The 25,141-nt window shown below is 60.8% G+C and carries 20 protein-coding genes; 6 read left to right on the plus strand and 14 right to left on the minus strand.

Annotated elements, in window-relative coordinates; translation table 11 throughout:
- Window positions 1-4: 4 nt before the first annotated feature.
- Both ribD and nrdR read right to left on the minus strand, forming a co-directional pair.
- Window positions 5-1,111 (minus strand): bifunctional diaminohydroxyphosphoribosylaminopyrimidine deaminase/5-amino-6-(5-phosphoribosylamino)uracil reductase RibD, encoded by a 1,107-nt coding sequence (ribD, locus tag ACY8D3_RS16165; protein WP_462379825.1) that lies wholly within the window; start codon window positions 1,109-1,111, stop codon window positions 5-7.
- The gene (gene nrdR, locus ACY8D3_RS16170; RefSeq protein ID WP_462379826.1) at window positions 1,108-1,572 is read right to left on the minus strand and encodes a transcriptional regulator NrdR; all 465 of its coding nucleotides are present in this window, start codon (window positions 1,570-1,572) and stop codon (window positions 1,108-1,110) included. The genes ribD and nrdR overlap by 4 nt, the downstream gene beginning before the upstream one ends.
- Window positions 1,573-1,807: 235 nt before the next feature.
- On the opposite strand from nrdR, the gene ACY8D3_RS16175 reads away from it, so the two are divergent.
- The 4 genes from ACY8D3_RS16175 (at window position 1,808) to ACY8D3_RS16190 (ending at window position 4,457) form a co-directional block, all read left to right on the plus strand.
- The gene (locus tag ACY8D3_RS16175) at window positions 1,808-2,251 is read left to right on the plus strand and encodes a YbaY family lipoprotein (protein ID WP_462379827.1); all 444 of its coding nucleotides are present in this window, start codon (window positions 1,808-1,810) and stop codon (window positions 2,249-2,251) included.
- Entirely contained in the window at window positions 2,248-2,982 is a 735-nt protein-coding gene (locus tag ACY8D3_RS16180) for a class I SAM-dependent methyltransferase (RefSeq protein WP_462379828.1), read from the plus strand. Before ACY8D3_RS16175 ends, ACY8D3_RS16180 begins: the two co-directional genes overlap by 4 nt.
- Window positions 2,983-2,993: 11 nt before the next feature.
- The gene (gene trxA / locus ACY8D3_RS16185) at window positions 2,994-3,866 is read left to right on the plus strand and encodes a thioredoxin (protein WP_462379829.1); all 873 of its coding nucleotides are present in this window, start codon (window positions 2,994-2,996) and stop codon (window positions 3,864-3,866) included.
- Between the two features lie 72 nt (window positions 3,867-3,938).
- Entirely contained in the window at window positions 3,939-4,457 is a 519-nt protein-coding gene (locus tag ACY8D3_RS16190) for a hypothetical protein (RefSeq protein WP_462379831.1), read from the plus strand.
- Here the strand turns inward: ACY8D3_RS16190 and ACY8D3_RS16195 are convergent.
- Window positions 4,449-5,366: a LysR family transcriptional regulator gene (locus tag ACY8D3_RS16195; RefSeq protein ID WP_462379832.1), complete on the minus strand. Its 918-nt coding sequence runs from the start codon at window positions 5,364-5,366 to the stop codon at window positions 4,449-4,451. The genes ACY8D3_RS16190 and ACY8D3_RS16195 overlap by 9 nt on opposite strands.
- A 161-nt stretch (window positions 5,367-5,527) precedes the next feature.
- Here ACY8D3_RS16195 and ACY8D3_RS16200 point away from each other — a divergent pair, with 161 nt between their 5' ends.
- Window positions 5,528-6,832, plus strand: a complete 1,305-nt coding sequence (locus ACY8D3_RS16200) for an MFS transporter (RefSeq protein WP_462379833.1) — start codon at window positions 5,528-5,530, stop codon at window positions 6,830-6,832.
- 9 nt (window positions 6,833-6,841) lie between these two features.
- On the opposite strand, the gene hemE is transcribed toward ACY8D3_RS16200, so the two are convergent.
- The 11 genes from hemE to ACY8D3_RS16255 all read right to left on the minus strand — a co-directional run bounded on the left by hemE (window position 6,842) and on the right by ACY8D3_RS16255 (window position 22,485).
- Complete coding sequence (gene hemE, locus ACY8D3_RS16205; RefSeq protein ID WP_462379834.1) at window positions 6,842-7,909, minus strand: uroporphyrinogen decarboxylase; 1,068 nt, start codon at window positions 7,907-7,909, stop codon at window positions 6,842-6,844.
- A gap of 113 nt (window positions 7,910-8,022) precedes the next feature.
- Entirely contained in the window at window positions 8,023-9,441 is a 1,419-nt protein-coding gene (locus tag ACY8D3_RS16210) for an FAD-dependent oxidoreductase (protein ID WP_462379835.1), read from the minus strand.
- Window positions 9,442-9,544: 103 nt separating this feature from the next.
- The gene (gltB, locus tag ACY8D3_RS16215) at window positions 9,545-13,993 is read right to left on the minus strand and encodes a glutamate synthase large subunit (protein WP_462379836.1); all 4,449 of its coding nucleotides are present in this window, start codon (window positions 13,991-13,993) and stop codon (window positions 9,545-9,547) included.
- Between the two features lie 207 nt (window positions 13,994-14,200).
- Entirely contained in the window at window positions 14,201-15,784 is a 1,584-nt protein-coding gene (locus ACY8D3_RS16220; protein ID WP_462379838.1) for an AAA family ATPase, read from the minus strand.
- Window positions 15,781-16,899 (minus strand): 3-dehydroquinate synthase, encoded by a 1,119-nt coding sequence (gene aroB / locus ACY8D3_RS16225; RefSeq protein ID WP_462379839.1) that lies wholly within the window; start codon window positions 16,897-16,899, stop codon window positions 15,781-15,783. The genes ACY8D3_RS16220 and aroB overlap by 4 nt, the downstream gene beginning before the upstream one ends.
- Before the next feature lie 47 nt (window positions 16,900-16,946).
- Entirely contained in the window at window positions 16,947-17,465 is a 519-nt protein-coding gene (aroK, locus tag ACY8D3_RS16230) for a shikimate kinase AroK (protein WP_462379840.1), read from the minus strand.
- A 3-nt stretch (window positions 17,466-17,468) separates the two neighbouring features.
- Window positions 17,469-19,658 carry a type IV pilus secretin PilQ gene (gene pilQ / locus ACY8D3_RS16235; protein ID WP_462379841.1) on the minus strand — a complete coding sequence of 730 codons (2,190 nt, stop codon included), beginning with the start codon at window positions 19,656-19,658 and terminating at the stop codon, window positions 17,469-17,471.
- 52 nt (window positions 19,659-19,710) lie between these two features.
- The gene (pilP, locus tag ACY8D3_RS16240; RefSeq protein WP_462379842.1) at window positions 19,711-20,235 is read right to left on the minus strand and encodes a type 4a pilus biogenesis lipoprotein PilP; all 525 of its coding nucleotides are present in this window, start codon (window positions 20,233-20,235) and stop codon (window positions 19,711-19,713) included.
- The gene (gene pilO, locus ACY8D3_RS16245) at window positions 20,232-20,855 is read right to left on the minus strand and encodes a type 4a pilus biogenesis protein PilO (RefSeq protein ID WP_462379843.1); all 624 of its coding nucleotides are present in this window, start codon (window positions 20,853-20,855) and stop codon (window positions 20,232-20,234) included. Before pilO ends, pilP begins: the two co-directional genes overlap by 4 nt.
- A complete protein-coding gene (gene pilN, locus ACY8D3_RS16250) occupies window positions 20,852-21,421 on the minus strand; it encodes a type 4a pilus biogenesis protein PilN (protein WP_462379844.1) in 570 nt (189 codons plus the stop codon). The genes pilO and pilN overlap by 4 nt, the downstream gene beginning before the upstream one ends.
- Complete coding sequence (locus tag ACY8D3_RS16255) at window positions 21,421-22,485, minus strand: pilus assembly protein PilM (protein WP_462379845.1); 1,065 nt, start codon at window positions 22,483-22,485, stop codon at window positions 21,421-21,423. Before ACY8D3_RS16255 ends, pilN begins: the two co-directional genes overlap by 1 nt.
- A 178-nt stretch (window positions 22,486-22,663) precedes the next feature.
- On the opposite strand from ACY8D3_RS16255, the gene ACY8D3_RS16260 reads away from it, so the two are divergent.
- A complete protein-coding gene (locus ACY8D3_RS16260; RefSeq protein ID WP_462379846.1) occupies window positions 22,664-25,108 on the plus strand; it encodes a penicillin-binding protein 1A in 2,445 nt (814 codons plus the stop codon).
- The last annotated feature ends 33 nt before the right edge of the window (window positions 25,109-25,141 follow it).

Consider the following 25,141-nt stretch of genomic DNA (forward strand, 5'->3'; position numbering starts at 1 on the left):
ATCGTCAGGCAGGGCGAGCGGTGATAAGCCAATCCTTGCCAATGGGCTGGATGCTTTTCACATCAAGCTGTGGAGCATCCGCCATATGCTCCAGGGGCAACTCCAGAAGCGGCCGCGCGCCAGAGCCGAGAAACTTCGGCGCCATGAATAGCTGGTACTCATCCACCAGTCCGAGCCGAGCAAAAGCGCCCGCCAGACGAGGACCAGCCTCTACCAGAACCTCGTTCATTCCGCAGGCGCCCAGCGAACGGATCAGGTTGCGCAGATCAACCTTGCCAGCTCCGTCCGTTGCCGGCATTTCCAGAAGCTCATGGCCATGCTTGGCATAGTCTTCGGGCATTCCACGGGTCGCACAGACCACCAGCGCCGGGCCCGCCTGGAAGAACGGAACAGTCAACGGCACGCGTAACGCACCATCGACCAGCACGCGCATGGGCTGGTCGCGCATGGCCAACTCGGTCAGCTCGGCATCGAGCCCGAGCTCTTGCGCACGCACATTCATGCGTGCACGGTCGGTCATGACTGTATCGGCCCCGGTCAGCACGACGCTGGAGCGCGCCCGCAGGCGCTGCACGGCAGAGCGAGCTTCCGGTCCCGTGATCCACTGGCTTTCGCCATTCCCCATGGCAGTGCGGCCGTCCATGCTCATGGCCATCTTTACCCGCACGAAGGGCATGCCGGTTTCCATTCGCGTGACGAATCCGATGTTCAACTCGCGCGCTTCGTCCGCCATCACCCCGCAGAGCACCTGAATATCGGCATCGACCAGGCGACCAAGGCCGCGACCGGCCACCTGCGGATTTGGATCGCGCATGGCAGCCACGACACGGGTAATACCCGCCTGCACCAGCGCCTCGGCGCAAGGTGGCGTACGCCCATGATGGCTGCACGGCTCGAGGGATACATAAGCAGTTGCGCCGCGAGCAAGCTCACCTGCCTGGGCGAGCGCATGGACCTCCGCGTGCGGTTCGCCTGCGCGCACGTGCCACCCCTCGCCCACGATGGTGCCGTCGCGCACGATGACGCAACCAACCCGGGGATTGGGGTGGGTGGAATACAGCCCCTTCTCGGCCAGCGCCAGGGCCCGGGCCATGTAGGCATGATCATTCATTCGCGTGTGGTCTCCCGTGACATCCGCTCGATCTCCTCGCGGAATTCCTTGACGTCCTGAAAGCGTCGATACACCGAGGCGAAACGGATGTAGGCCACTTCGTCCAGCTTCTGTAGTTCGTTCATGACCAATTCTCCCAGCACCCGCGACTTTACCTCTCGCTCGCCTGTCGCACGCAGCTTGTGCTTGATGTGGGAGATGGCCTCTTCAAGCCGCTCGATGCTGACGGGCCGCTTTTCCAACGCCCGTTGCATGCCCCCGCGAAGCTTCTCTTCATCGAAGGGCTGTCGGCTGCCGTCCTGTTTGATCAGTCGCGGCATCACCAGTTCAGCGGTCTCAAACGTCGTGAACCGTTCGCCACACGCAACGCACTCGCGACGCCGCCGAACCTGGTCTCCTTCGGCAACGAGTCGAGAGTCGATGACCTTGGTGTCATTGGCGGAGCAAAACGGGCAGTGCATGGCGGTCGCCGGAGTCGAATGAAAGGAGGCTCATGGTAGCGCATCCCCCATGCGACACAAGCGACGCGCCGAATGCGCTCCAGCCGCCACCGGACGGGACGGGGGAACACCCCAGCCCGGCCCGTGCCCAATGCCTAGCGCCTACCGCCCGCCGTTGTCGAAGCCTGCGGCATGGCAGACAAATAGCCGTCTTTTCGGTATATCGATAGCCGATTTCAACGCCGCGGACCCGCCCATGCTCAAACGCCCCCTTCTCTTCACGCTCGCGCTGCTGCTCTCTGCCTGCGCCAGCGACGCGCCTCCTCCGAGCACCCCATCCGTGCCGGAACCCCCTACCGCCGACATCGACACTGAAGTCCCCCTTCCAGCGGACTTTCATGCCGTCAGCGGTCGGCTGGAAGGTGCAGCAGCCGGGTCGGACATCGAGCTGGCCCTTCTGCAGATCGACGGCAGCGATCGCCCGCAACGTATGTTGGCCACGCTCAAGCTCAAGGGCACCGGTGCACCCATCCCGTTCAGGCTTGCCTTCAATCCGGAAAAGTACCCGGTCGGTCAGCGTGTGGAGTTGCACGGCCGCGTTACGCAGTCCGGCATGCTGTCCCAGAAGCTGCCGCCGCGCCGGGTCAACGGCCCGGATAATCAGGAGCTCGGCCGATTGGTTCTGGTCCCTGCACCTTGATTGCGCCCGACTCACTTCAGCAGGCGCTGCTTGGCACGCTGGGCGCGGCGCAGCTGGCGGCGACACCCTTACCTGGGACCGACCTGTCGCTGTGGCTTCTCGATCCTGCCAACATGCGTCGTGCCTTCGATGCAGATGAAACGCGGCGCATCCTGGAAGAGCCGCCCTACTGGTGCTTCTGCTGGGCGAGCGGCCTTGCGCTGGCCCAGTGGCTGACTTCGTATCCCGAGGTGGTTCGCGGCCGCCGTGTACTGGATTTCGGGTCAGGCTCAGGCGTCGCCGGAATTGCAGCGGCGCGGCTGGGTGCCACCGAAGTCGTGGCGTGCGACCTGGATCCGACTGCGCGACTGGCGACCATGGAAAACGCCCGGCTGAATGGCGTCGCCGTTCGCTGCGAAGCAGACGTGGGCAAGCTTCAAGAGCGCTTCGACCTGCTCATCGCGGCCGACGTGCTTTATGACCCGGCCAACCTGCCCCTGCTGGACCGCTTCGTGGAGTATGCGGATGACGTCCTGGTCGCTGACTCTCGTATCCGTCACTTCGCTCACCCCCGCTACCGCCGCATCGCGCGCCTGGCGAGCGATACCTGGCCGGACCTGGCCGAGTCGGACGAATTTCGAACCGTAAGCGTCTACCGGACGGGCACGATCCCACTCGAGGGCAACAACGCCCCTCTTGAACGATCGGCAGCGAAGCCCGAAGCTATCGGCTATCCCTTATCGCATGCTTGATCAGGACTTCCATGAGCGACTCGCCCTACATTTTTGACATCTCTGGCGCGGCCGACTTCGACCAGCGCGTAATCGAAGCCTCCTTCAACACCCCGGTACTCGTCGATTTCTGGGCCGAATGGTGCGCCCCCTGCAAGGCCCTTATGCCATTGCTCGCCCAGATCACCGAGGGCTATCGCGGCAGCCTCCTACTGGCCAAGGTCAACTGCGACATCGAGCAGGACGTGGTCATGCGTTTCGGCATTCGCAGCCTGCCGACCGTCGTGTTGTTCAAGGATGGCCAGCCGGTTGACGGGTTTGCAGGCGCACAGCCCGAGTCCGCCATCCGTGCCATGCTGCAGCCGCATGTCGCCGAACCCGCGCCCGAAGTCGAAGACCCACTGGACATCGCACGCGAACTCTTCGATGCCGGGCAGACGAGCGAGGCCGAAACCCTGCTCAAACAGGTGCTGGGCGAGGACAACGAAAACGCCGAAGCCCTGATTCTCTATGCCCGCTGCCTGGCCGAGCGCGGCGAACTCAAGGATGCAGCCGCCGTGCTGGACGCAGTGAAGGGCGACGAGCACAAGCAGGCGATTGCGGGCGCTCGCGCGCAGCTCACTTTCCTTGAGCAGGCGGGCGCCCTGCCAGACGCTGCCGAGCTGAAATCCCGCCTGGCCCAGGATCCAAACGATGACGAAGCCTGCTATCAGCTGGCCGTTCAGCAGCTGTCCCGGCAGCAGTACGACGCCGCACTCGAGGGCCTGCTGAACCTGTTCGTGCGCAACCGCACGTACGCCGACGGCCTACCGCACAAGACCTTGCTGCAGGTGTTCGACCTGCTGGGCAGCGACCACCCCCTGGTCACCCAGTACCGTCGCAAGCTTTACCAGGCGCTGTATTGATCGGAATGCGGGTCGTCTGTCGGCCCGCACCGCTCGCATGATTGATCATCACTCATATCTGGGAAAAACGCCTTGAACCCTGCCCGACTTCCGTTCTACCTGATACTTGCTAGCGCGGTCTTGTTAGGCGCGTGCACGCGTCAGGTAACCGAGCCCACCGTCACCCCGAGCCTGGACCTGCCAGCGCAGTTCGATGTTGAAAGAACGCGCCGTGGCGTCACGGACCACTTGACCGTCGTCGTAGAGCCGCGCGAAGAGGGCAGTTCGCAGTGGCAGATGAAAGATGCAGACGGGAGCGTCCTCGCCCTGTTGATTCTGCAGAACCTGCAATGGCACGCCTCCAAGGTCAGCTCTCCGTCGCCGCAGGCACGCGAGTTTTTCGCCGCACTCCTCTTCGCACTGACTGACGAATCCCAGCTGTCGGATGCCTACGCAGACGATGATTGGCGAGTCGCAGAAGATCGCCGCACGCTCTATATTGACGGCGCTCCGCATTGGCAGGTGATCTACGGCTCCGATGAACGGATGGAGCTTCGGATCGCCCAAGATGCCCGCTACATCATCACGTCCCGCTCGCCATACTTACAGTAGTCGAGGATCCACACGAGTGAGTCCAGTCTCCCGCGAGACGATCTCGACGAACGCCTGCAGCACCGGGGACAGCTCGCCGCTGCGGCGTACCAGCAATACCGACGTTTCGGCACCGGGATCGAGCAGCGGCCGATACACGACATTCTCGATCGCCACGCAGCGATACGAAGCAGGCAGTACCGAGACACCCAGGCCAGCGGCGACAAGCCCTATGATGGTCAGCGAGTCGCCGACCTCCTGGGATATCTTCGGGCTGAAGCCCGCCTGGCCTGCCAGGGTCATCAGCTGATCGTAAAGGCCTGTGCCGAACCCACGCGGAAAGAACACGAACGCCTCTTCGGCCAGCGCTGAAAGCGCAAGCGGTACGTTAGGCTCCGCTCCAAGCACATGCGCTGCATTGAGTACCGCGACCAGCGGCTCCGTGAACAGCGGCTGCGCCACGATCGAGCCTGGCAACGCGATAGGCCGGATGACGCCTACCTCGACCTGATCATTTCCCAGCGCCTCCACCACGCCCCGGCTGTTCATTTCCTGAAGCTCGAGCCGAACGTCAGGATAGGCACGGCGAAACGCGAGCAGGCTTCGCGGGATGATCGAGGTAAATGGCGCCGAGGCAGTAAAGCCCACCTTTAGCGAACCGATTTCGCCAAGCCCCGCGCGCTGGGCAATGTCCGTTGCACGTTCAACCTGCGCCAGTGCCAGCCGCGCCTGATCGAGAAACAACAGGCCGGCCTGAGTCAATGCCACACGCCGCTTGGTACGCTCCAGCAAGCGAACTCCGAGCTCATCCTCCAGCGCCTGGATCTGCTGGCTCAAGGGTGGCTGGGAAATGTTAAGGCGATCCGCCGCGCGTCCGAAATGCAATTCCTCCGCGACCGCCACGAAGTATCGAAGGTGTCTTAAATCCATAGCCCACTAATTCGCTCTGCATATTAGTCCTGTCGACTAATATATTGGAGATTCCAGTGGGGCACTCCTATCCTGTTACACATTCCAATTCCAACACCGTCCCGCGCGCTGCCTCACGGCAAGTGCTGCGGGCGCGTGGCTTGTGTGCAGAGGTTTGATTCATGAGTACTGGTCCCGATGCGTCGGAGCGCGCGGCGTTGACCGAGGCTGCGGTTGCGGACGCCGAAACGCGTAACGATACCCCCGGCGATGAACCCTATATCGAAAAAGGCACGCCGCAGTTTGTGCGGACCTCGCTTGCTTTGTTCGCTGGCGGATTTGCAACGTTTGCGTTGATTTACTGCGTGCAACCGCTAATGCCGATCTTTTCGGATGACTTTGGGCTCGATGCGGCTAGCAGCAGTCTGGTTCTGTCCATCTCCACTGCGATGCTTGCGATCGGCCTGTTGATCACAGGCCCCATCTCAGATGCGGTCGGCCGCAAATCGATCATGGTGGTTTCGCTGCTGGCCGCGGCGCTCTGCACCCTGGCGTGTGCCGTCACGAGTGACTGGTATGCGCTGCTCGTCTTCCGCGCCCTTATCGGCCTGGCGCTCAGCGGGCTTGCAGCCGTGGGCATGACATACCTGAGCGAGGAGATCCATCCGCGCTTTATCGGTCTGTCCATGGGGCTCTACATCAGCGGGAATGCAATTGGTGGGATGAGCGGGCGCTTGGTAAGCGGCGTCATGGTGGACTTCGTCTCCTGGCGGATCGCACTGGCGGTACTCGGCCTCGTCGCGCTCGCCGCCGCACTGGTGTTCTGGCGAATCCTGCCGGAATCGCGACATTTTCGCCCGCGCCGCCTCAACCTGGGCAATCTCATCGACGGCTTTACCCTGCACTTCCGCGATCGCGGCTTGCCCTGGCTGTTCCTGCAGGGGTTCCTCTTGATGGGTGCCTTCGTGACCGTATTCAACTACATCGGTTATCGATTGTTGGACGCCCCGTACCATATGAGCCAGGCATGGGTCGGTCTGATCTCCGTGGTCTATCTCTCGGGTATCTACAGCTCTGCTTTCATCGGCTCGCTAGCCGATCGTATGGGCCGGGGAAAGGTGCTTTGGGCCGTCATAGCGCTGATGGCTGGAGGGCTCTTTCTTACGCTGTTCGAACCGCTTTGGCTCGTCCTGCCCGGCCTGCTGCTGTTCACATTCGGCTTCTTCGGCGCGCACTCAACCGCCAGTAGCTGGATCGGCAAGCGGGCGCCGGTCGCCAAGGCCCAGGCCTCATCGCTTTATCTGTTCAGCTACTACGTGGGTTCAAGCCTTGCCGGTACGCTCGGAGGCTTGTTCTGGCACGGATTCGGATGGGCGGGCGTGGGCGCGTTTGTCGCTGCATTGCTGGGGCTATCGGTACTGGTCGCCCTGCATCTGGCGCGTGTGCCGCCGCTGGCTCAGGGCGCGCTGAACCTGCAGCGCGCCTGACGGGGCCTGTCAGCCCTGATGGTAGGGCGCCGACAGCTCGTGGACGGCTTCGATGAACGCGCCTGCGTTGGCGGGATCGACCTGGGGTGTGATGCCATGGCCCAGGTTGAAGACGTGCCCTGAACCCTTGCCGTAAGACGCCAGGATGCGAGCCACTTCCCGGCGGATGGCCTCCGGGCGTGCATAGAGGACGCTTGGGTCCATGTTGCCCTGCAGCGCGATGCGATCCCCTACACGGCGGCGCGCCTCGCCAATATCACACGTCCAGTCCAGACCCAACGCATCCGCCCCGGCGTCAGCCATCTGCTCGAGCCACAGCCCACCGTTCTTGGTGAACAGGATCACTGGGACCTTGCGGCCGTCATGCTCACGGATCAGGCCATCCACGATGCGCTTCATATAGGCCAGAGAGAACTCCAGGTAAGCCGCCGAGGACAGGTTTCCACCCCAGGTATCGAAGATCTGGACCGCTTGGGCACCATTGCGGATCTGCCCGTTCAGGTACGACGTAACCGATCGGGCAAGCTTGTCGAGCAGCGCATGAACGACCTCGGGCTGGTCGTACAGCATTGCCTTGCTCTTGCGGAAATCCTTGGAGGACGCACCTTCGATCATGTAGGTAGCCAGCGTCCACGGGCTGCCGGAAAAGCCAATCAGCGGCACCCGACCGTTCAAGGCGCTGCGAATCGTCCGCACGGCCTCCATCACATAGCCAAGGTCCGCATCGGGATCGGGAATCGGCAATGCGTCGACGTCGGCCGCGGTATCGATCACCTTACGAAACCGCGGGCCCTCGCCGGTCTCGAAATAAAGGCCTTGGCCCATGGCGTCGGGGATCGTGAGGATGTCGGAAAAGAGGATGGCCGCGTCCAACGGATAACGGTCCAGCGGTTGAAGCGTGACTTCGCAGGCGAACGACGGGTTCTGCATCAGGCTCATGAAGTCGCCGGCCTTGGCGCGGCTTTCACGGTACTCGGGGAGGTAACGGCCGGCCTGGCGCATCATCCAGACGGGCGTAACGTCCACAGGCTGCCCGGCGAGGGCGCGAAGGAAACGGTCGTTCTTCAGAACAGTCATGGACACGGCAATCCCGGCAGCAGAATGATCCGGCATTGTCGCAAACGCAAAAACAAAAGGCACGGCGAACGCCGTGCCTTTCACCCTATCGCGCCAATAGAGCGCAGGTTCGGTCAGACTTCCAGGTAATCCAGGATACCTTCTGCGGCCGTACGGCCTTCGAAGATAGCGGTCACGACCAGGTCCGAACCCCGCACCATGTCGCCGCCCGCAAAGATCTTCGGGTTGCTCGTCTGGTGTTTGAACTGACCGATGCCGGGTGCGACAACGCGGCCCTGGCTGTCGGTCTGGATATCGAACTCCTGGAACCATGGCTCGGGACTCGGACGGAAGCCGAACGCGATCAGCACAGCTTCGGCCGGGATGATCTCTTCCGAACCCGGGATCGGCTCAGGGCTGCGACGGCCGCGCGCGTCGGGCTCGCCCAAGCGCGTTTCCACGACCTTCACCCCTTCGACTTTGTCTTCACCAACAATCGCGATGGGCTGACGGTTGAAGAGGAACTTCACACCCTCTTCCTTCGCGTTCTTCACTTCCTTGCGCGAGCCCGGCATGTTCTCCTCGTCACGACGGTAGGCGCAGGTTACGGATTTCGCGCCCTGACGAATCGATGTGCGGTTGCAGTCCATGGCCGTATCGCCACCACCGAGCACCACGACCCGCTTGCCCTTCATGTCGACGAAGTCCTCGGGCAGCTTCTCGAACCCGAGATTGCGGTTCACGTTGGCAATGAGGAAGTCGAGTGCGTCGTGCACGCCTTCGAGGTCTTCACCCGGGAAACCACCTTTCATGTAGGTGTAGGTGCCCATGCCCATGAAGACGGCGTCGTACTCATCCAGCAACTGCTGCATGGTGATGTCGCGGCCCACTTCGGTGTTCAGACGGAATTCGATACCCATGCCGGTGAATACTTCCCGGCGACGTGTCAGGACGCTCTTCTCGAGCTTGAACTCAGGGATACCAAAGGTCAGCAGACCTCCGATTTCCGGATTGCGGTCGAAGACGACGGGCGTCACACCGTTGCGCACAAGAATGTCCGCACAGCCCAGCCCGGCGGGCCCGGCGCCAATGATGGCGACACGCTTGCCGGTCGGCTTGACCTTGGACATGTCCGGACGCCAGCCCATGGCAAAGGCAGTATCGGTGATGTACTTCTCTACCGAGCCGATGGTGACCGCACCGAACCCGTCGTTGAGCGTACAGGCACCCTCACACAGGCGGTCCTGCGGGCATACGCGGCCGCAGACTTCCGGCAGCGTGTTGGTCTGGTGCGACAGCTCGGCCGCGGCCAGGATGTTGCCCTCGGATACCAGCTTCAACCAGTTCGGAATGAAGTTGTGAACAGGGCACTTCCACTCGCAGTAGGGGTTACCACAGCCGAGGCAGCGGTGCGATTGGTCGGCAGCCTGCTGCGGCTTGAACGCGTCATAAATCTCGACGAATTCCCGCTTGCGCTGGCGCAGCAGTTTCTTTTTCGGGTCCTTGCGTCCGACTTCGATGAACTGAAAGTCGTTATTAAGACGTTCGGTCATTTCACAAACCTCTAACGGCAGCGGCAGGCTTCACGCCGCTCGATCATCACGGTGCCGGACAGGCGCAACGGACGTGCCGTCGCGGCCTGATGCATGCAGCTTTTTATTGCGGGTTGGCGCGCGTCGTGGACAGCAACGTCTTGAGGCTCGCGGCCTTGGGCTTGACCAGCCAGAACCGGCGCAGGTAGTCCTCCAGGTTCTCGTGCAGGTTGGCGCCCCATTCGCTACCTGTCTCGCGGACATACTCGGCGAGCACAGACTGCAGATGGCTGCGATAGGCTTCCATCGCTTCGTTGTTGATCCGCTGGATCTCGACGAGCTCGTGGTTGACCCGGTCGACGAAGCTGTTGTCCATGTCGAGCACATAGGCGAAGCCGCCGGTCATGCCCGAACCGAAGTTGTAGCCCGTCCTGCCGAGCACGCAGATGAACCCGCCAGTCATGTATTCGCAGCAGTGGTCACCGGTACCCTCAACGACGGCGTGAGCACCCGAGTTACGAACACCGAAGCGCTCGCCTGCGGTGCCGGCGGCGAAGAGCTTGCCACCTGTCGCGCCATAAAGACAGGTATTACCGATGATCGCGGATTCCTGGCTCTTGAACGCACTGCCCTTCGGCGGCGTGATGACCAGCTTACCGCCGGTCATGCCCTTGCCAACGTAGTCATTGGCATCACCTTCGAGGTACAGGTTGAGACCACCCGCGTTCCAGACACCGAAGCTCTGGCCGGCAGTACCTTTGAACCGGAAGGTCAACGGCGCATCGACCATGCCCTGGTTGCCGTGCTTGCGAGCGATTTCGCCTGATATCCGCGCGCCGATCGAGCGGTCGCAGTTGCAGATATCGAGTTCATATTCGCCGCCACGTTTCTCAGCGATATCCAGCGCAGCCATCTCGACCATTCTTTCGGCCAGCAGGCCCTGGTCGAACGGCGGGTTCTTCTCCACTTGGCAGAACTGCGGCTTGTCAGCCGGAATGGCGTCGCTGTTCAACAGCGGGCTCAGGTCCAGATGCTGCTGCTTTTCGGTCTCGCCCGGCAGCTGCTCGAGCAGATCGGTTCGACCGATCAGCTCGCCCAGGCTACGCACGCCCAGCCTTGCCAGCCACTCACGGGTTTCCTCGGCGATGAAGGTGAAGAAATTCACCACCATGTCGACGGTGCCAATGAAGTGATCCTTACGCAGCTTGTCGTTCTGCGTGGCGACACCGGTTGCACAGTTGTTCAGATGGCAGATACGCAGGTATTTGCAGCCCAGCGCAACCATCGGCGCAGTACCGAAGCCAAAGCTTTCAGCACCCAGGATGGCCGCCTTGATGACATCGAGGCCGGTCTTGAGGCCGCCATCCGTCTGTACCCGCACCTTGCCGCGCAGGTCGTTGCCACGCAGCGTCTGGTGCGCCTCGGCCAGGCCCAGCTCCCACGGAGAGCCGGCGTACTTGATCGAGGTGATCGGTGATGCGCCTGTTCCGCCGTCATATCCCGAAATGGTAATCAGATCGGCATAGGCTTTGGCGACGCCCGCGGCGACGGTTCCTACGCCTGGCTCGGCCACCAGCTTGACGGAGACCAGCGCACCCGGGTTGACCTGCTTGAGGTCGAAGATGAGCTGGGCCAGGTCTTCGATCGAATAGATGTCATGGTGCGGCGGTGGCGAAATCAGCGTTACACCCGGAACGGCGTAGCGCAGGCGCGCAATGAGTCCGTTGACCTTACCGCCTGGAAGTTGACCGCCCTCACCGGGCTTGGCGCCCTGCGCGACCTTGATCTGCAAGACCTCGGCGTTGACCAGATACTCTGGAGTAACCCCGAAACGGCCTGTCGCTACCTGCTTGATCTTGGACGTGCGGATCGTGCCGTAGCGCGACGGGTCTTCGCCGCCCTCGCCCGAGTTCGAGCGGCCGCCCAGGCGGTTCATCGCCTCGGCCAGCGCCTCGTGTGCTTCGGGCGAAAGTGCGCCCAGCGAGATGCCGGCCGCGTCGAAGCGCTTGAAAATCGCTTCGAGTGGCTCGATTTCCTCCAGCGGCAACGGGTTTTCACTGACCTTCACCTTGAGAAGATCACGAATCATTGCGACAGGGCGGCTGTCCACCAGCGCGGTGTATTCCTTGAACTTCTCGTAGCTGCCCTGCTGAACGGCAACCTGCAAGCTCGCGACGACGTCCGGATTGTAGGCGTGATACTCGCCACCATAGACGTACTTCAGCAAACCGCCCGGCTGCAGTGGCTTGCGGTTGCTCCAGGCTTCATGTGCCAGAAGCTTCTGCTCAACTTCGAGATCGACGAAGCGGGCGCCCTTGATGCGGCTGGCAACACCCCGGAAGCACTGGTCGACAACTTCGTCGGACAGGCCCACGGCCTCGAACAGCTGGGCCCCCCGGTAGGATGCCACCGTCGAGATCCCCATCTTCGAGAGAATCTTCAGCAGGCCCTTGGAAATCCCCTTGCGGTAGTACTTGAAGACTTCGTAGAGATCGCCCAGCACCTCGCCTGTACGGATCAGGTCCCCCAGCACCTCGTAGGCGAGGAACGGGTACACCGCCGTTGCACCGAAGCCCAGCAGCACAGCGAAGTGATGCGGGTCACGCGCGGTGGCGGTTTCGACAAGGATGTTGCAATCGGTCCGCAGGCCTTTCTCCACCAGATGATGGTGCACGGCGCCAACCGCTAGCGCCGCATGCGCGGGCAGCTTACCTTCCGCAATGGCACGGTCACTCAGAACCAGCAGCGAACGCCCGGCACGAACGGCCTCTTCAGCCTGTTCGGCAATGTTACGAATGGCGGCCTGCAGCCCAATGGATTCGTCGTAGTTCAGGTCAATGACCTGACGATCGAAGCCAGGGCGCTCGAGGGTCATGATCGTCCGCCATTTGGCAGGCGAGATGACCGGCGAGGTCAGAATGGCACGATTGGCGTGATCGGGGCCTTCCTCGAAGACGTTGCGCTCCGCACCGAGGCAGGTTTCCAGCGACATGACGATCGCTTCCCGCAACGGGTCGATCGGTGGATTGGTCACCTGCGCGAACTGCTGGCGGAAGTAGTCGTATGGCGAGCGGACACGCTTGGACAGCACCGCCATCGGCGTATCGTCGCCCATGGAGCCTACCGCTTCCTGCCCTTGCTCGGCCAGAGGACGCAGCACCTGGTCACGCTCTTCATAGGTGACCTGGAACATCTTCATGTATTGCTTGAGACGGTCGGCGTCGTAGAACGCCGAGCCATGGTCATGATCGTCCAGGGTGGCCTGAATGCGCAGGGCATTCTTGCGCAGCCACTGCTTGTACGGATGGCGCGACTTGAGGCGGTTGTCGATGTCGTCCGTGTGCAGCACCTGGCCGGTTTCAGTGTCCACCGCCAGGATCTGGCCCGGGCCAACGCGCCCTTTCGCGATAACGTCTTGTGGCTTGTAGTCCCAGACGCCAATCTCGGATGCGAGCGTTATATAGCCATTGGTCGTGGTGACCCAACGCGCCGGACGCAGGCCGTTACGGTCGAGCAGACACACAGCGTAGCGGCCGTCCGTCAGCACCACACCCGCCGGACCGTCCCAGGGCTCCATATGCATGGAGTTGTACTCATAGAATGCGCGCAGGTCGGCATCCATGGTTTCGACGTTCTGCCAGGCCGGCGGAATGATCATCCGCACGCCGCGGAACAGATCGACGCCGCCGGTGACAAGCAATTCGAGCATGTTATCCATGCTCGACGAGTCGGAACCCACGCGGTTGACCAGCGGACCGAGATCATCAAGATCCGGTATCTGCTCGTTCGCGAATTTCGGCCGGCGCGCCTGGGCCCAGTTGCGGTTACCCGTGATCGTATTGATCTCGCCGTTGTGTGCCAGGAGGCGGAACGGCTGTGCCAGCGGCCAACGCGGCAGCGTATTGGTCGAGAAACGCTGGTGGAATACGCAGATCGATGTCTGAAGGCGCTCATCGCCCAGGTCTGGATAGAACGCGGCCAGGTCGGCCGGCATCATCAGACCCTTATAGATGATCGTCTTGTGCGAAAAGCTGCAGATGTAATGCTCGGTATCGTCCTGGTTCGCAACGGACGAACGGCGACGAGCGCTGAACAGTTTGACGGTAAATGCCTGGTCATCCAGGCCATTCCCCCCGATGAACACCTGTTCGATACGCGGGAGACGCTCACGCGCGAGGGTGCCAAGGACACTGGGATCGATAGGTACCTGACGCCATCCGATCAGATCGAGGCCGGCTGCTCGAATCTCGCGATTCATGTTTTCGCGAGCGGCATTGGCCTTGGTTTCGTCCTGATTCAGGAACACCATGCCAACGGCATACATGCTCGGCAGATCGGTTCCAAATGTATCTTTCGCGATAGCCCGGAGGAAAGCGTCCGGCTTCTGGATCAACAAGCCACAGCCGTCGCCAGTCTTGCCGTCCGCATTGATCCCTCCACGGTGGGTCATGCAGGTCAGCGCTTCAATCGCCGTTTGCAGAAGGTTGTGGCTGGGCACACCTTCCATATGGGCGATCAGGCCAAAGCCGCAGTTATCCTTGAACTCTTCAGGATGGTACAGACCTGCTTTCATAGGGGACTCTCACCAAGCGGCCTTTCTTCGAAGGCAATGTTCGATATATCAGACACTTAGCCGTAGGCAAGCCCAGCGATAGGCTTTTACCCAGGCAAAGGGAGGCCATTGTACATAGCGCCCAACCTCGTCACAAATTTTTGTGACGAGGTACGGAAAGACTATGTCGCTACGATGAAAGAAATATAACGAACTGGATGCTAGAGATTATCGAGCGCTGCTGATGTCCTGCTGGATACTCGAAAAGGTGCGAGGCCAGGGCTTGCCTGCCTGAATCTGTGCGGGAAGCGACTTCAGCGCAGCCTGGGCGGCCGCGCGATCAGCGAAACTACCATAAGTGATGACGAAGAGCGGCTTGCCATCGTGCATCTTACGGAAGTAACGGTATTCGCTGCCATGCTGAGCAACGAATGCACGCGCTGTCTCTTCGGAACTGGTGCCGAGAATCTGCAGCGCATAGCGCGAACCGGCAGTCCCCTGATACCAGGCCGCTCCGCCTGAGGACCCTACGCTGGAGGCCGCCGACTGTGGTTTCGCAGGCTCAGTTACCGGTTTCGCTGGGGCCTGGGCCGCTGGCGCCTGTGGCCTAGCCGCAGCAGCGGGCTTTTCCGGTGCCGCTGGCGAGGACTGAATATCCGCCATGGCAGGCTTGGATGGCGCAGGTAACGCGGACGTTGACGGCTGCGCTACCGACGGGCGCCCAGCACCGGTATTGCCTGATGGCGGCGCAAGCATTTCGGCCACACCGCTATCTCGCTCTTCGGGGCCGGCTGCCTGCGCCAAAGGTTCCCGCACCACAGGATCGCTCTGATTGCTCAAGGGAAGCGAAAGCGGTTGGTTGCCGCCGCCGAAATCCACGACAGGCTTGTCCCCGCCAGCGCCTGGCTGAGCCGTCGCCGCCGAATTGTTCGCAACGTCCGGTGCTGACACGTGATTGCTGGAGCCGCTCCGCATGAACCAGGCCGCTGCCACTGCTACGATCACGACACCGGCCGCCACCATGTGCTTGCGGGGCAACGTGAAGGCAAGACCACCTGAACGGGGATTGCCACGTTCAGCCAGCATGTTGTCGATCAAGGTATCGCGGGCCACCTGATTGATAACACCCGGCCAACCGCGCGATTGCTCGTGAATGTCGGCAATCTGTTCTTCAGAGAATACCTCGATGCCCTGCCCCGCACCTTCCAGGCGCTGAGCCAGGTATTCCTGCGTTTCGGCGAGCTCATACGGCTGCAGTTCGAGGATATGGTGACGCTCAGCGCCAGCACCGAACGCCTCGAGTTGAGACGTCAACGAGGGCTCGCCGAACAGGAACACGTGAGCCCGACATTCGCCATTCCCAGCCGCCAGACCATAGAGTGCCTCGAGTGCCGATTCCTCCAGCTGTTCTGCGTCATCGACGAGAACGTAGGTTTCCTGGCCTGCCAGCGCACGGTCGTTTATTGCCGCCAACAGGTCACCCACCTCATGGCGAGGCGCCTCTATACCTTGCGCGACTTGCCGCAGAACGGATTCCGCATCACCCCCATTTCGGGCGGACGCCACGACGCTGTGAACCACCTGCTTGTTGGTGCTTGCGACCAGCGCCTGACGCAGCAAGGACTTTCCACTGCCAAGCGGCCCGGTGACGACCAGTAGCAACTGGCTGTAACGGGCGAGGTGATGGAGCTGTCCTAGCACCGGCTTACGCTGAGCGGGAAAGAACTTGAAACCCGGCACCCTCGGCGCGAAGGGGTCGTGGGAAAACTGATAATGATCGAGAAACGCTTCTTCCGCGTGCAAACTACTCATCGTGACTCTCGATTTACCTCGGCCTGTTCGGCCAGTTCCACATAGTTGGCGCTCAACGTCGCATCCAGGGCGTCGCGCGCATATTCGTCCGTAACGACTGCCTCACCGATGCCGGTCAGCAGGACCAGACGCAGCCGGCCATCCTGGACCTTTTTGTCGACTGCCATGTGCGTCATGAAATCTTGCGGCGTCATCTCGGCCGGCGGCACGACGGGTAGCCCGGCGCGGGCGATCAGGCGAATGCCACGATCGCGCGCCGCGATGTCGATCCAGCCGAGACGCTGCGACATTTCAAGTGCCATCACCATTCCCGCGCCTACTGCCTCGCCATGCAGCCAGACCCCATACCCCATGTGGGTCTCGATCGCATGCCCGAAGGTGTGGCCGAGGTTGAGCGTAGCGCGAACACCCGACTCTCTTTCGTCGGCTCCAACAACCTTGGCCTTCGCAGCGCACGAGCGCTCGATGGCATAGGTCAGCGCCTGCTCGTCCAGCGACAGAAGCGCGTCCATGTTCTGCTCGAGCCAGGCAAGGAAAGGCTCATCGCAGATCAGCCCGTACTTGATGACCTCGGCAAGGCCTGCCGCGAGCTCACGCCTTGGCAGTGTCCGCAGCGTCTGAGTGTCGATGAGTACGAGGCTAGGCTGATAAAAGGCCCCGATCATGTTCTTGCCAAGAGGGTGATTGATTCCCGTCTTGCCCCCGACGGATGAATCAACCTGGGACAGTAGCGTCGTCGGGATCTGAATGAAGTTGACGCCACGCTGGTAACACGCCGCTGCGAAGCCAGCCATATCGCCCACGACGCCGCCTCCGAGCGCGATCACCGTTGCCTTGCGGTCGAGCCGGCTCGTAAGCATCGCATCGAAGATTGTCTGGAGCGTTTCCATATTCTTGTGCGCTTCACCATCGGGCAGTACAACAGGCAATACCTGCCTGCCCTCCAGTACCGCCTGCAGACGCGACAAGTACAGCGGCGCCACGGTCTCGTTGGACACGACCGCGACCTGACGCCCTGTTAGGTGTGGCAGCAACAGTTCAGCCTGCCCGAGCAGGCCCGCGCCAATATGGATGGGGTAGCTACGCTCCCCGAGGTCAACTTGAAGTGTCTGCATTTAGCCCCCGAATCGAGGCGCTAGAATAGCGCGTTTCAGCCCTGGCTTTAACGGGGCTCAAGCGCTCGAAGACGATCGATCACTTCCTGTACCACCTGGCGTGGCGGACGCTCGTCGGTATCGATGATGACGTCCGCAATTTCGCGGTACAACGGATCACGAATTGCCATGAGCTCTCGAAGAATCTGAGCCGGATTCGGCGTACGTAACAACGGCCGATTGCGATCCTTCGCGGTGCGATTTACTTGCTGCTCGACGGTGGTATGCAGGTAAATAACCCGCCCTCCCTGACGGAGCGCTGCCCGGTTGTCAGGTCGAAGGATCACGCCGCCGCCCGTGGCGACGACAGCTCCTTCGAGCTCGCTGAGTTCGGCGATCATGGCGCGCTCGCGCTCGCGAAAACCGGCCTCCCCCTCGACATCGAATATCCAGGGGATGTTGGCACCGGTTCGCTCCTCGATCTCCTTGTCGGAGTCCTTGAAAGGCAGCCGGAGCTCCTTTGCCAACATGCGGCCGATGGTGCTTTTACCGGCTCCCATCGGCCCAACCAAGAACAGATTACGCACCTATCATCGACTCACCGTGACTGACTGGCCGTTGACGATACGGGGCGTCAGGAAAATCAGCAATTCCGATTTGTTGTCCTGAACCACGTCCCGGCGGAAGAGGCGACCTACGTAGGGAACGTCCCCAAGGAACGGAACCTTGTCGGTCGACTTGATCTGCGTATTTGAGAATACGCCGCCGATTACGATAGTTTCACCGTCCGCCACCAAGACCTTGGCATTGACCTCGTTCTTGTCAATGGTCGGTGTGTTCTGCACCAGCCGTGAGAAGTCAGGTGCGTCCTTGGTGACCTTGACCTCCATGATGATGCGGTTATCCGGCGTGATCTGCGGCGTCACTTCGAGCGACAACGCTGCCTCGACGAAGGTCACCGATGTCGCACCACTGGAGCTGGCCTGTTGATACGGGATCTCCGACCCCTTCAGAATCTTGGCGGTTTCCTTGTCGGAGGTAACGACCTTGGGCTGGGAGACGACTTCGCCGTTGCCGCTGGCCTCCATTGCCGTCAGCTCCAGATCAAGAAGCAGATTATCGGTTACATAGCCGATCCCGAAGCCTGCGGTACGGTTAGCAACGCCCAGATCCACGAAGGGCACGTTCGGCCCGATGTCGCTGCCCGTGTTGCCCGACTCGTCACCCTGGTCATCGTTGCCGTAGAACGCACCGCGGCCACCCGCAAAGGTCTTCGTACCGCCCCAGCGGACACCGAGGCTCTTCTCATAACCGACGTTAGCCTCGACGATTCGGGCCTCGATCATGACCTGGCGAACCGGAATGTCGAGCTGGCTGACGATACGGCGCAGCTCGTCGAGCTTGTCCTGGGTCTGATAGGCAATGATGCTGTTGGTCCGCTCATCGACCGTGACCGATCCACGCGCATCAGTTGCCGGTCCTGGACCAGCACTGCCTGCGGTGACCGACTGGAACAGTTTGGCAATGTCTGCCGCCTTGGCGTAGTTCACCTGGATCAGCTCGCGGCGCAGCGGAGCCAACTCTGAAATCTGCTTCTGAGATTCGAGTTCCTGACGTTCCCGTGCCGCGATTTCTTCCGCAGGCGCGACAAGCAACACGTTCCCGACCTGACGCTTGGCGAGGCCCTTCGTCTTCAGCACGAGATCGAGCGCCTGGTCCCACGGAACGTTCTGCAGACGCAAGGTGATGCTGCCCTGAACGGTGTCACTGGCCACGAGATTGAGATTGGTGAAGTCTGCGATCAGCTGCAGTACCGAGCGCACGTCAATGTCCTGAAAGTTCAGCGACAGCTTTTCACCGGAATAGACGAAACGATCTGCCTGCTGACGATCCATTTCTTCCCGGGTCAGCGGCTTGACGCTCAACGTGAGCTTGTTGTCAGCTTGATAGGCCAGGTAGTCGTAATTGCCGGTTGGCTCGATGACCACCTGAGCGTCCGCGCCCTCTTGGGAAACGCTAACGAACTGGACCGGGGTAGCAAAATCCTTCACGTCGTAACGCACGCGTAGCGCGTCAGGCACCTGAGTACCTGCGAAGCGCAACCGGATGCGACCACCTTGTTCCTGGATATCGGGCGTGGTACCGGCGCCGGCCAGATCGATAACGACATTACCTTCGCCTTGCTGGCCGCGCTGGAAATCAACGTTGCGCAGCGCCTTGGCCGAGGCCTGGTAAGAGCGCGTCACTGGCGCTGGCGACGGCGCGGGGACAGGCTGCGCTACAGGCGCGGGGACAGGCTGCGCTACAGGCGCGGGGACAGGCTGCGCTACAGGCGCGGCGGCTGGTGCCGTTACGGGCGCCGGCGCAGGCCGATTGGCGAGCGCCGGCGCGGTCGCCGCCGCGGACTCACCGATCACTACATAAAGGTTGTTGCCTTCAACGCGCGTGGCGTAAGGCGCAATGTTGGTCAGGTTAACGATGAGCCGCGCGCGATCCTTGGTCTCCACAACGGTGACACTACGGGCATTCCCCATGCCCAGCTCACGGTTTTTGCTACCGAGCTCATTGCTGACACCCGGCAGATCCAACGCAATTCGCGCAGGTTGCTCGATCGTATAGCCTTTGGGCTCGGCGATCGGCTGGTCAAAGCCGAGCTTTAGCTCCACCCGGTCTCCTGGCAGCGAAGCGGCGTCAAGGGTCTGGAGAACCGCGCCCCAGACTGACCCAGGCAGCAGGATTGCAGCGAGCGACAAGCCCGCGCCTAGCGATACGCTCTTCATTTTAATGTTCCATCGTGCAGATCGATCATTCATGTTTCAACATCCTGTACGCTCAGGAGCGCTCCTTTAGTGCGATGCTCCGAGGGCGCTCCAGCCATCCGCCGTCCCCATCCGGGACGAGCTCGACGACCTCAATCTGCCCTTCGTCGATGGATACGATCCGCCCATCGTTGCGGCCAAGATAATCACCCACCTTTACCCGGTGGACACCGCCAGCACCACGCACAAGTGCAAACGTGCCCTTGGTATCCGAGAGCGTACCGACCATATCGAACACTTCAATGTTGAAGCCTTCAAGAAACTGCTTGGTACGGTTCTCATCCGGCTTCACCAGCGATGAGCCCTTCTGGCGATTCGCCAGATCGATCTTGATAGGCGGCTGGAAAGGGTTGCGCATCGATGCGGCACTGTATGTAAACGCTTCGTACGGCTGGAACTTGGGCAGAGGCTCGATCGAACCTTTCGGCTTCGCCCGCACCTGATCCATATACGCCTGCAGATCGTTGAAGTCTCGAGAGCCATCACAGCCGAACAGCAGCGAAGTCGTGGCGAGCAGCGCGATTAAGCCGAACCTCATTTGCGCAATCCTTCGTCGTTATAGCGGTACGTGCGGGCAAGAATGCTCATGCGCAGCTTAGACGACCCCTGGCCCTCGACGGGTTTGATAGCGAAATCGTGCAGTGTCACGATTCGAGGAAGACTCGACACACCGCTCACGAACGTGGCCAAGTCGTGATACCCCCCTACCACGACGATTTGTATCGGCAGTTCGATGTAGAACTGCTGCGCTACCTCTGGAAGCAGCCTGATTTCTTCGAACTCAAGGCCACTACCCAGCCCCGTGCGCGTGATGTCCTCCAGCAGACCCGGGACCTCAGTATCACTGGGCAGCTGACGCAGCAGCGCGCCAAAGGAGGTTTCCATTTCCTTCATCTGGTCTTTGTAGGCTTCCAGGTTGGCCGCCTGAAATGCCTTCGTGGAGAACTGGCTCTTCAGAGACTCCTCTTCAGCAGCAGCCCGATCGAGCTGCTCCTGCAGATCCTTGACATGGAAGTTGTAGCCGAGCACCAGCACCACCACCACAAGCAGAATGGCCGTAATGACCTTTACGATCGGCGGCCATGAGCCGAGATTGTTGAGGTCCAGCTCAGCAAGATCGACCTTCTTCAAGCTTTCCAGCGAGTCTGCAAGGCTCATTCCGCTACCTCACCGGCTGTCACAGGCTGGGTCTGCTGTACCGTCAGCTGAAAGACGTTGGCCTGGTCAACAGCGCCAGCCGTGACGGCCTTGACCTCGGTCAGGTTCGGCATGGTGAGCCATTCCGAACCATCCAGGTTACGCATCAGGTTCGAGACGCGACTGTTGGATTCGGCGGCACCAATGATTGAGATGGTCTTTCCCGTCATCTTTAGGTCCGTGAAATAAACGCCATCTGGCAGCGTGCGGACCAACTGGTCGAACACCCGCCCGATGATTGGCCGGTTGCCCTGCAGGTCCTGAATGATCTTCATACGCTCAAGCAGTTGCTGGCGGCGCTGCTTCAGCTCACTAATTTCCTTGATGCGCGAATCAAGAACAGCAATCTGCTGCTTCATGAAGTCGTTACGGGCATTTTGCCGCTCGACCGCTGAAGTGAAGTACTGGTCTGCCAGGAAAACGACGCCCAAAGCCAGCACGAACATCGCACCAAGCACGGCGACGAATCGCTTCTTTCGCTCTTCGCGTAGCTGCTCGCGCCATGGCAGCAGGTTGATCCGTGCCATTAATCGAAGCTCCTCATCGCAAGGCCGCAGGCGATCATCAATGAGGGCGCATCACTCGCCAGCGCAGCGGCATTGACCTTATTGCTCAACGTCATGTCCATGAAGGGATTCGCCACTACCGTCGGTGTGCCAATTTTTTGCGCAATGAGACGATCCAGGCCGCTGATCGAAGCGGTACCCCCTGCCAGCACGATGCAATCCACGTCATTGAACTGGCCAGCGGCGAAGAAGAACTGAAGTGAACGCGAAACCTGCTGGACGACGGCGTCCTTGAACGGAACGAGCACTTCACTGTCGTAGTCGTCAGGCAGTCCCCCTTGCTTCTTGGCAAGCCCGGCTTCTTCGACGGAAAGCCCATAACGGCGCTGGATTTCCTCAGTCAACTGACGCCCACCAAACAATTGCTCCCGCATGTAGATGGTTCGCCCCTTATGCAGCACGCTCAATGTCGTCATCGTGGCGCCGACGTCGACTATGGCGACGGTCATATCGTCAATATCGCCATCAAGCTGAGGCGCAAGCAATTCGTATGCCCGTTCCAGCGCGTACGCCTCGACATCGACGACGCGTGCCGTGACACCTGCGAGGGCAAGGGCAGCTTCTCGGACCTCGACGTTTTCCTTCCTGCAAGCCGCCAGAAGAACGTCGACGCGCTCCGCAGAGCGAGCGGAAGGCCCCTGAACCTCGAAGTCAATCGCAACCTCCTCGAGCGGATAGGGGATGTACTGATCAGCCTCGATCTTGAGCTGGGTCTCCATCTCGTCGTCCGAGAGACCAGCGTCCATTTCAATCGTCTTGGTGATGACGGCGGAGCCGGCAACGGCTACAGCGGCGGAACGGTTGCTGACTTTGGCTTTAGCCAGAACACGCGAAATGGCACTACCGACACCCTCCATCTCGGCGATGTTCTTTTCGACAACGGCGTTGGCCGGCAGCGGCTCCACGGCGTAGGCCTCGACGCGATAGCGCCCTCCGGAGCGACTGAGCTCGATCAGCTTCACGGAAGTCGAACTGATGTCGATTCCGAGCAACGTGTTCGCCTTCTTCTTTATGAGCCCTAGCACGACTTATCCCTTGAATCCGATACGTATGGCGCCACATGGGCTCCGCATTAGATAGCACTCCCGATGGGAGCGCAAACAAGCTGCTTGCAAAAAAAAGGCCTATAATGTGCCCCGATTTTTGCTTTGTTAAACAGGTCTCAGCCAGCCGGCTTTCTTACGTGGAATCTCGACAATCCCGATGCGTGTCCTGAAGTTTTTACTGTGGTGCCTCGTCGCCGGCGTCAGTGCAATGGTTCTCTGTTTCAGCGGAGCCTTCCTCTATCTCAGCCCAGGACTACCCTCGGTCGAGTCACTGAAGGAGACCCAGCTGCAGATTCCCCTGCGCATCTACAGCCAGGACGACAAGCTGATCGCCGAGTACGGTGAAATGCGCCGCTCACCCATTCCGTTCGCTGAGATACCGCCTGACTTCATCAGCGCGCTCCTCGCAGCCGAAGATGACAACTTCAATCGCCACCACGGTGTTGATCCGACAAGCCTACTTCGCGCTACGTCCGAGCTGGTCAAGACAGGCGAAATACAGACCGGCGGCAGCACCATCACCATGCAGGTTGCGAAGAACTTCTTCCTCACCAGTGAGCGTAGCTTCTCTCGCAAGGCCACGGAAATTTTGCTCGCACTACAGATCGAACGTGAGCTCACCAAGGACGAGATCCTTGAGCTCTACGTCAACAAGATCTACCTCGGCCACCGTGCCTACGGCATTGAAGCGGCCGCACAGGTGTATTACGGCAAATCGATCCGTGACCTGAGCCTCGCGCAACTCGCCATGATCGCGGGCCTGCCGAAGGCGCCATCACGGTACAACCCCCTGGTGAACCCTGAGCGCAGCAAGACCCGCCGTGATTGGATCCTGGGTCGCATGCGTCAACTTGGTCGCATCGACGAAGCACGCTACCAGGAAGCGATAAACGAGCCGGTCGGCGCGACTTACCACTATCAGGCGCCTGAGCTTTACGCACCTTACATCGCTGAAATGGCGCGTGCGGAGATGGTGGGCCGCTACGGGGGCGCGGCATACACCGATGGATTCCGGGTCCGGCTAACAGTGCCGAGCGATCTGCAGAATGCGGCGAACAGCGCCGTACGCAATGGATTGATGGAATATGATCAGCGTCACGGTTACCGCGGACCTGCCAAGCAGTTCGGCGGCATGTCGCGTGACCAATGGAAGGAAGAACTGACGAAATTCAGCAGTATCGGCGGGTTAGAGCCGGCCATTGTCACCCAGGTTGAAAAGAGTGGTCTCCTCGTTCTGCTTCGTGATGGACGAGAAGAAGCCGTATCTTGGGAGAGCATGCAGTGGGCACGACCATTCCTGGGCAGTGACAGCATGGGGCCACGGCCTCGCTCGCCAGCGGACGTCGCCAAGGTCGGTGACCTGATCCGCGTCCAACCACAGACCGAGGGCAAATACGCGTTCTCGCAAATACCGTCTGCGCAGACGGCACTCGTCTCGCTGGACCCTGCAAACGGCGCCATCCGTGCCCTTGTAGGCGGTTTTGCGTTCGACCAAAGCAATTACAACCGCGCCACCCAGGCGAAGCGCCAGCCCGGCTCCAGCTTCAAACCATTCCTGTACAGCGCGGCACTCGACAATGGCTATACCGCTGCGAGCCTGGTGAACGATGCACCAATCGTTTTCCAGGAGTCCGGAATGCAGGAAGCCTGGCGCCCCAAGAACGACAACAACACCTTCCTTGGCCCGATCCGTCTGCGCGAAGCGCTCTACCGCTCACGTAACCTCGTCTCGATTCGTGTACTGCAGGCCATGGGTATCGATTACGCGATGAATTACGTCACTCGCTTCGGCTTCGAGCGCAGCCAGCTCCCACGCAATCTCTCGCTCGCCCTTGGCACGGCCGAACTGACACCGATGGAGATCGCGACGGGCTGGAGTGTCTTCGCCAATAACGGCTACAAAGTGACGCCCTACCTCATCGAGCGTGTGGAAGATCGTGACGGCAAGCCGCTCTTCGTGGCAAACCCGGCCCGGGTACCCGCAGACGACGAGCGTCATGTGGACGCCGTCGCCAAGCCGTTGCCCGCACCGCCGGAAGAGCCACTGATCAAGACGGGTGACGATGCCGAGCCGGTGGAGGAGGCGCCTCGCGTAGCCGAGCAGGTCGTGGACCCGCGGACCGCCTACATCATGACGAGCATGCTTCAGGATGTGATCAAGCGCGGCACGGGCCGGCGTGCATTGGCATTGAACCGTACTGACCTCGCTGGCAAGACCGGCACGACCAACGATTCGAAGGACAGCTGGTTCTCCGGTTTCAATGGCAACTACGTGACGACTGTGTGGAGCGGCTTCGACCAGCCCGAGACGCTCGGGCGCCATGAGTTCGGCGGCACTGTCGCGCTGCCAATCTGGATGAACTACATGGGCGCCGCACTAAAGGACAAACCACCTTATCTCGCACCTGAGCCGGACGGCATCGTAAGCCTACGGGTAGACCCGCGCAGTGGTCGCGCCGCGCCGCCCGGCACGCCCGACGCGTATTTCGAACTGTTCAAGAGCGAGGACACGCCGCCGCCAATGAACGAAGTCGAGCCCGGCTATAACACCCCATCGAGCCCACTGCCAGCCGATGAAGCCGCGCCAATGAATCTGTTCTGATTCCGGCGCCCATAAAAAAGCCCCGCCAATCCT

The sequence above is a fragment of the Pseudomonas sp. Marseille-QA0892 genome (assembly GCF_054950135.1).

Bases quoted from the DNA above. Each gene is read 5' to 3' on its own strand.
- ACY8D3_RS16260 (WP_462379846.1), top strand. From the start codon at position 22,664: ATGCGTGTCCTGAAGTTTTTACTGTGGTGCCTCGTCGCCGGCGTCAGT.
- pilQ (WP_462379841.1), bottom strand. From the start codon at position 19,658: ATGAAGAGCGTATCGCTAGGCGCGGGCTTGTCGCTCGCTGCAATCCTG.
- ribD (WP_462379825.1), bottom strand. From the start codon at position 1,111: ATGAATGATCATGCCTACATGGCCCGGGCCCTGGCGCTGGCCGAGAAG.
- pilO (WP_462379843.1), bottom strand. From the start codon at position 20,855: ATGAGCCTTGCAGACTCGCTGGAAAGCTTGAAGAAGGTCGATCTTGCT.
- pilP (WP_462379842.1), bottom strand. From the start codon at position 20,235: ATGAGGTTCGGCTTAATCGCGCTGCTCGCCACGACTTCGCTGCTGTTC.
- ACY8D3_RS16210 (WP_462379835.1), bottom strand. From the start codon at position 9,441: ATGACCGAACGTCTTAATAACGACTTTCAGTTCATCGAAGTCGGACGC.
- trxA (WP_462379829.1), top strand. From the start codon at position 2,994: ATGAGCGACTCGCCCTACATTTTTGACATCTCTGGCGCGGCCGACTTC.
- nrdR (WP_462379826.1), bottom strand. From the start codon at position 1,572: ATGCACTGCCCGTTTTGCTCCGCCAATGACACCAAGGTCATCGACTCT.
- ACY8D3_RS16200 (WP_462379833.1), top strand. From the start codon at position 5,528: ATGAGTACTGGTCCCGATGCGTCGGAGCGCGCGGCGTTGACCGAGGCT.
- aroB (WP_462379839.1), bottom strand. From the start codon at position 16,899: ATGCAGACACTTCAAGTTGACCTCGGGGAGCGTAGCTACCCCATCCAT.
- ACY8D3_RS16175 (WP_462379827.1), top strand. From the start codon at position 1,808: ATGCTCAAACGCCCCCTTCTCTTCACGCTCGCGCTGCTGCTCTCTGCC.
- ACY8D3_RS16195 (WP_462379832.1), bottom strand. From the start codon at position 5,366: ATGGATTTAAGACACCTTCGATACTTCGTGGCGGTCGCGGAGGAATTG.
- ACY8D3_RS16220 (WP_462379838.1), bottom strand. From the start codon at position 15,784: ATGAGTAGTTTGCACGCGGAAGAAGCGTTTCTCGATCATTATCAGTTT.
- gltB (WP_462379836.1), bottom strand. From the start codon at position 13,993: ATGAAAGCAGGTCTGTACCATCCTGAAGAGTTCAAGGATAACTGCGGC.
- hemE (WP_462379834.1), bottom strand. From the start codon at position 7,909: ATGACTGTTCTGAAGAACGACCGTTTCCTTCGCGCCCTCGCCGGGCAG.
- pilN (WP_462379844.1), bottom strand. From the start codon at position 21,421: ATGGCACGGATCAACCTGCTGCCATGGCGCGAGCAGCTACGCGAAGAG.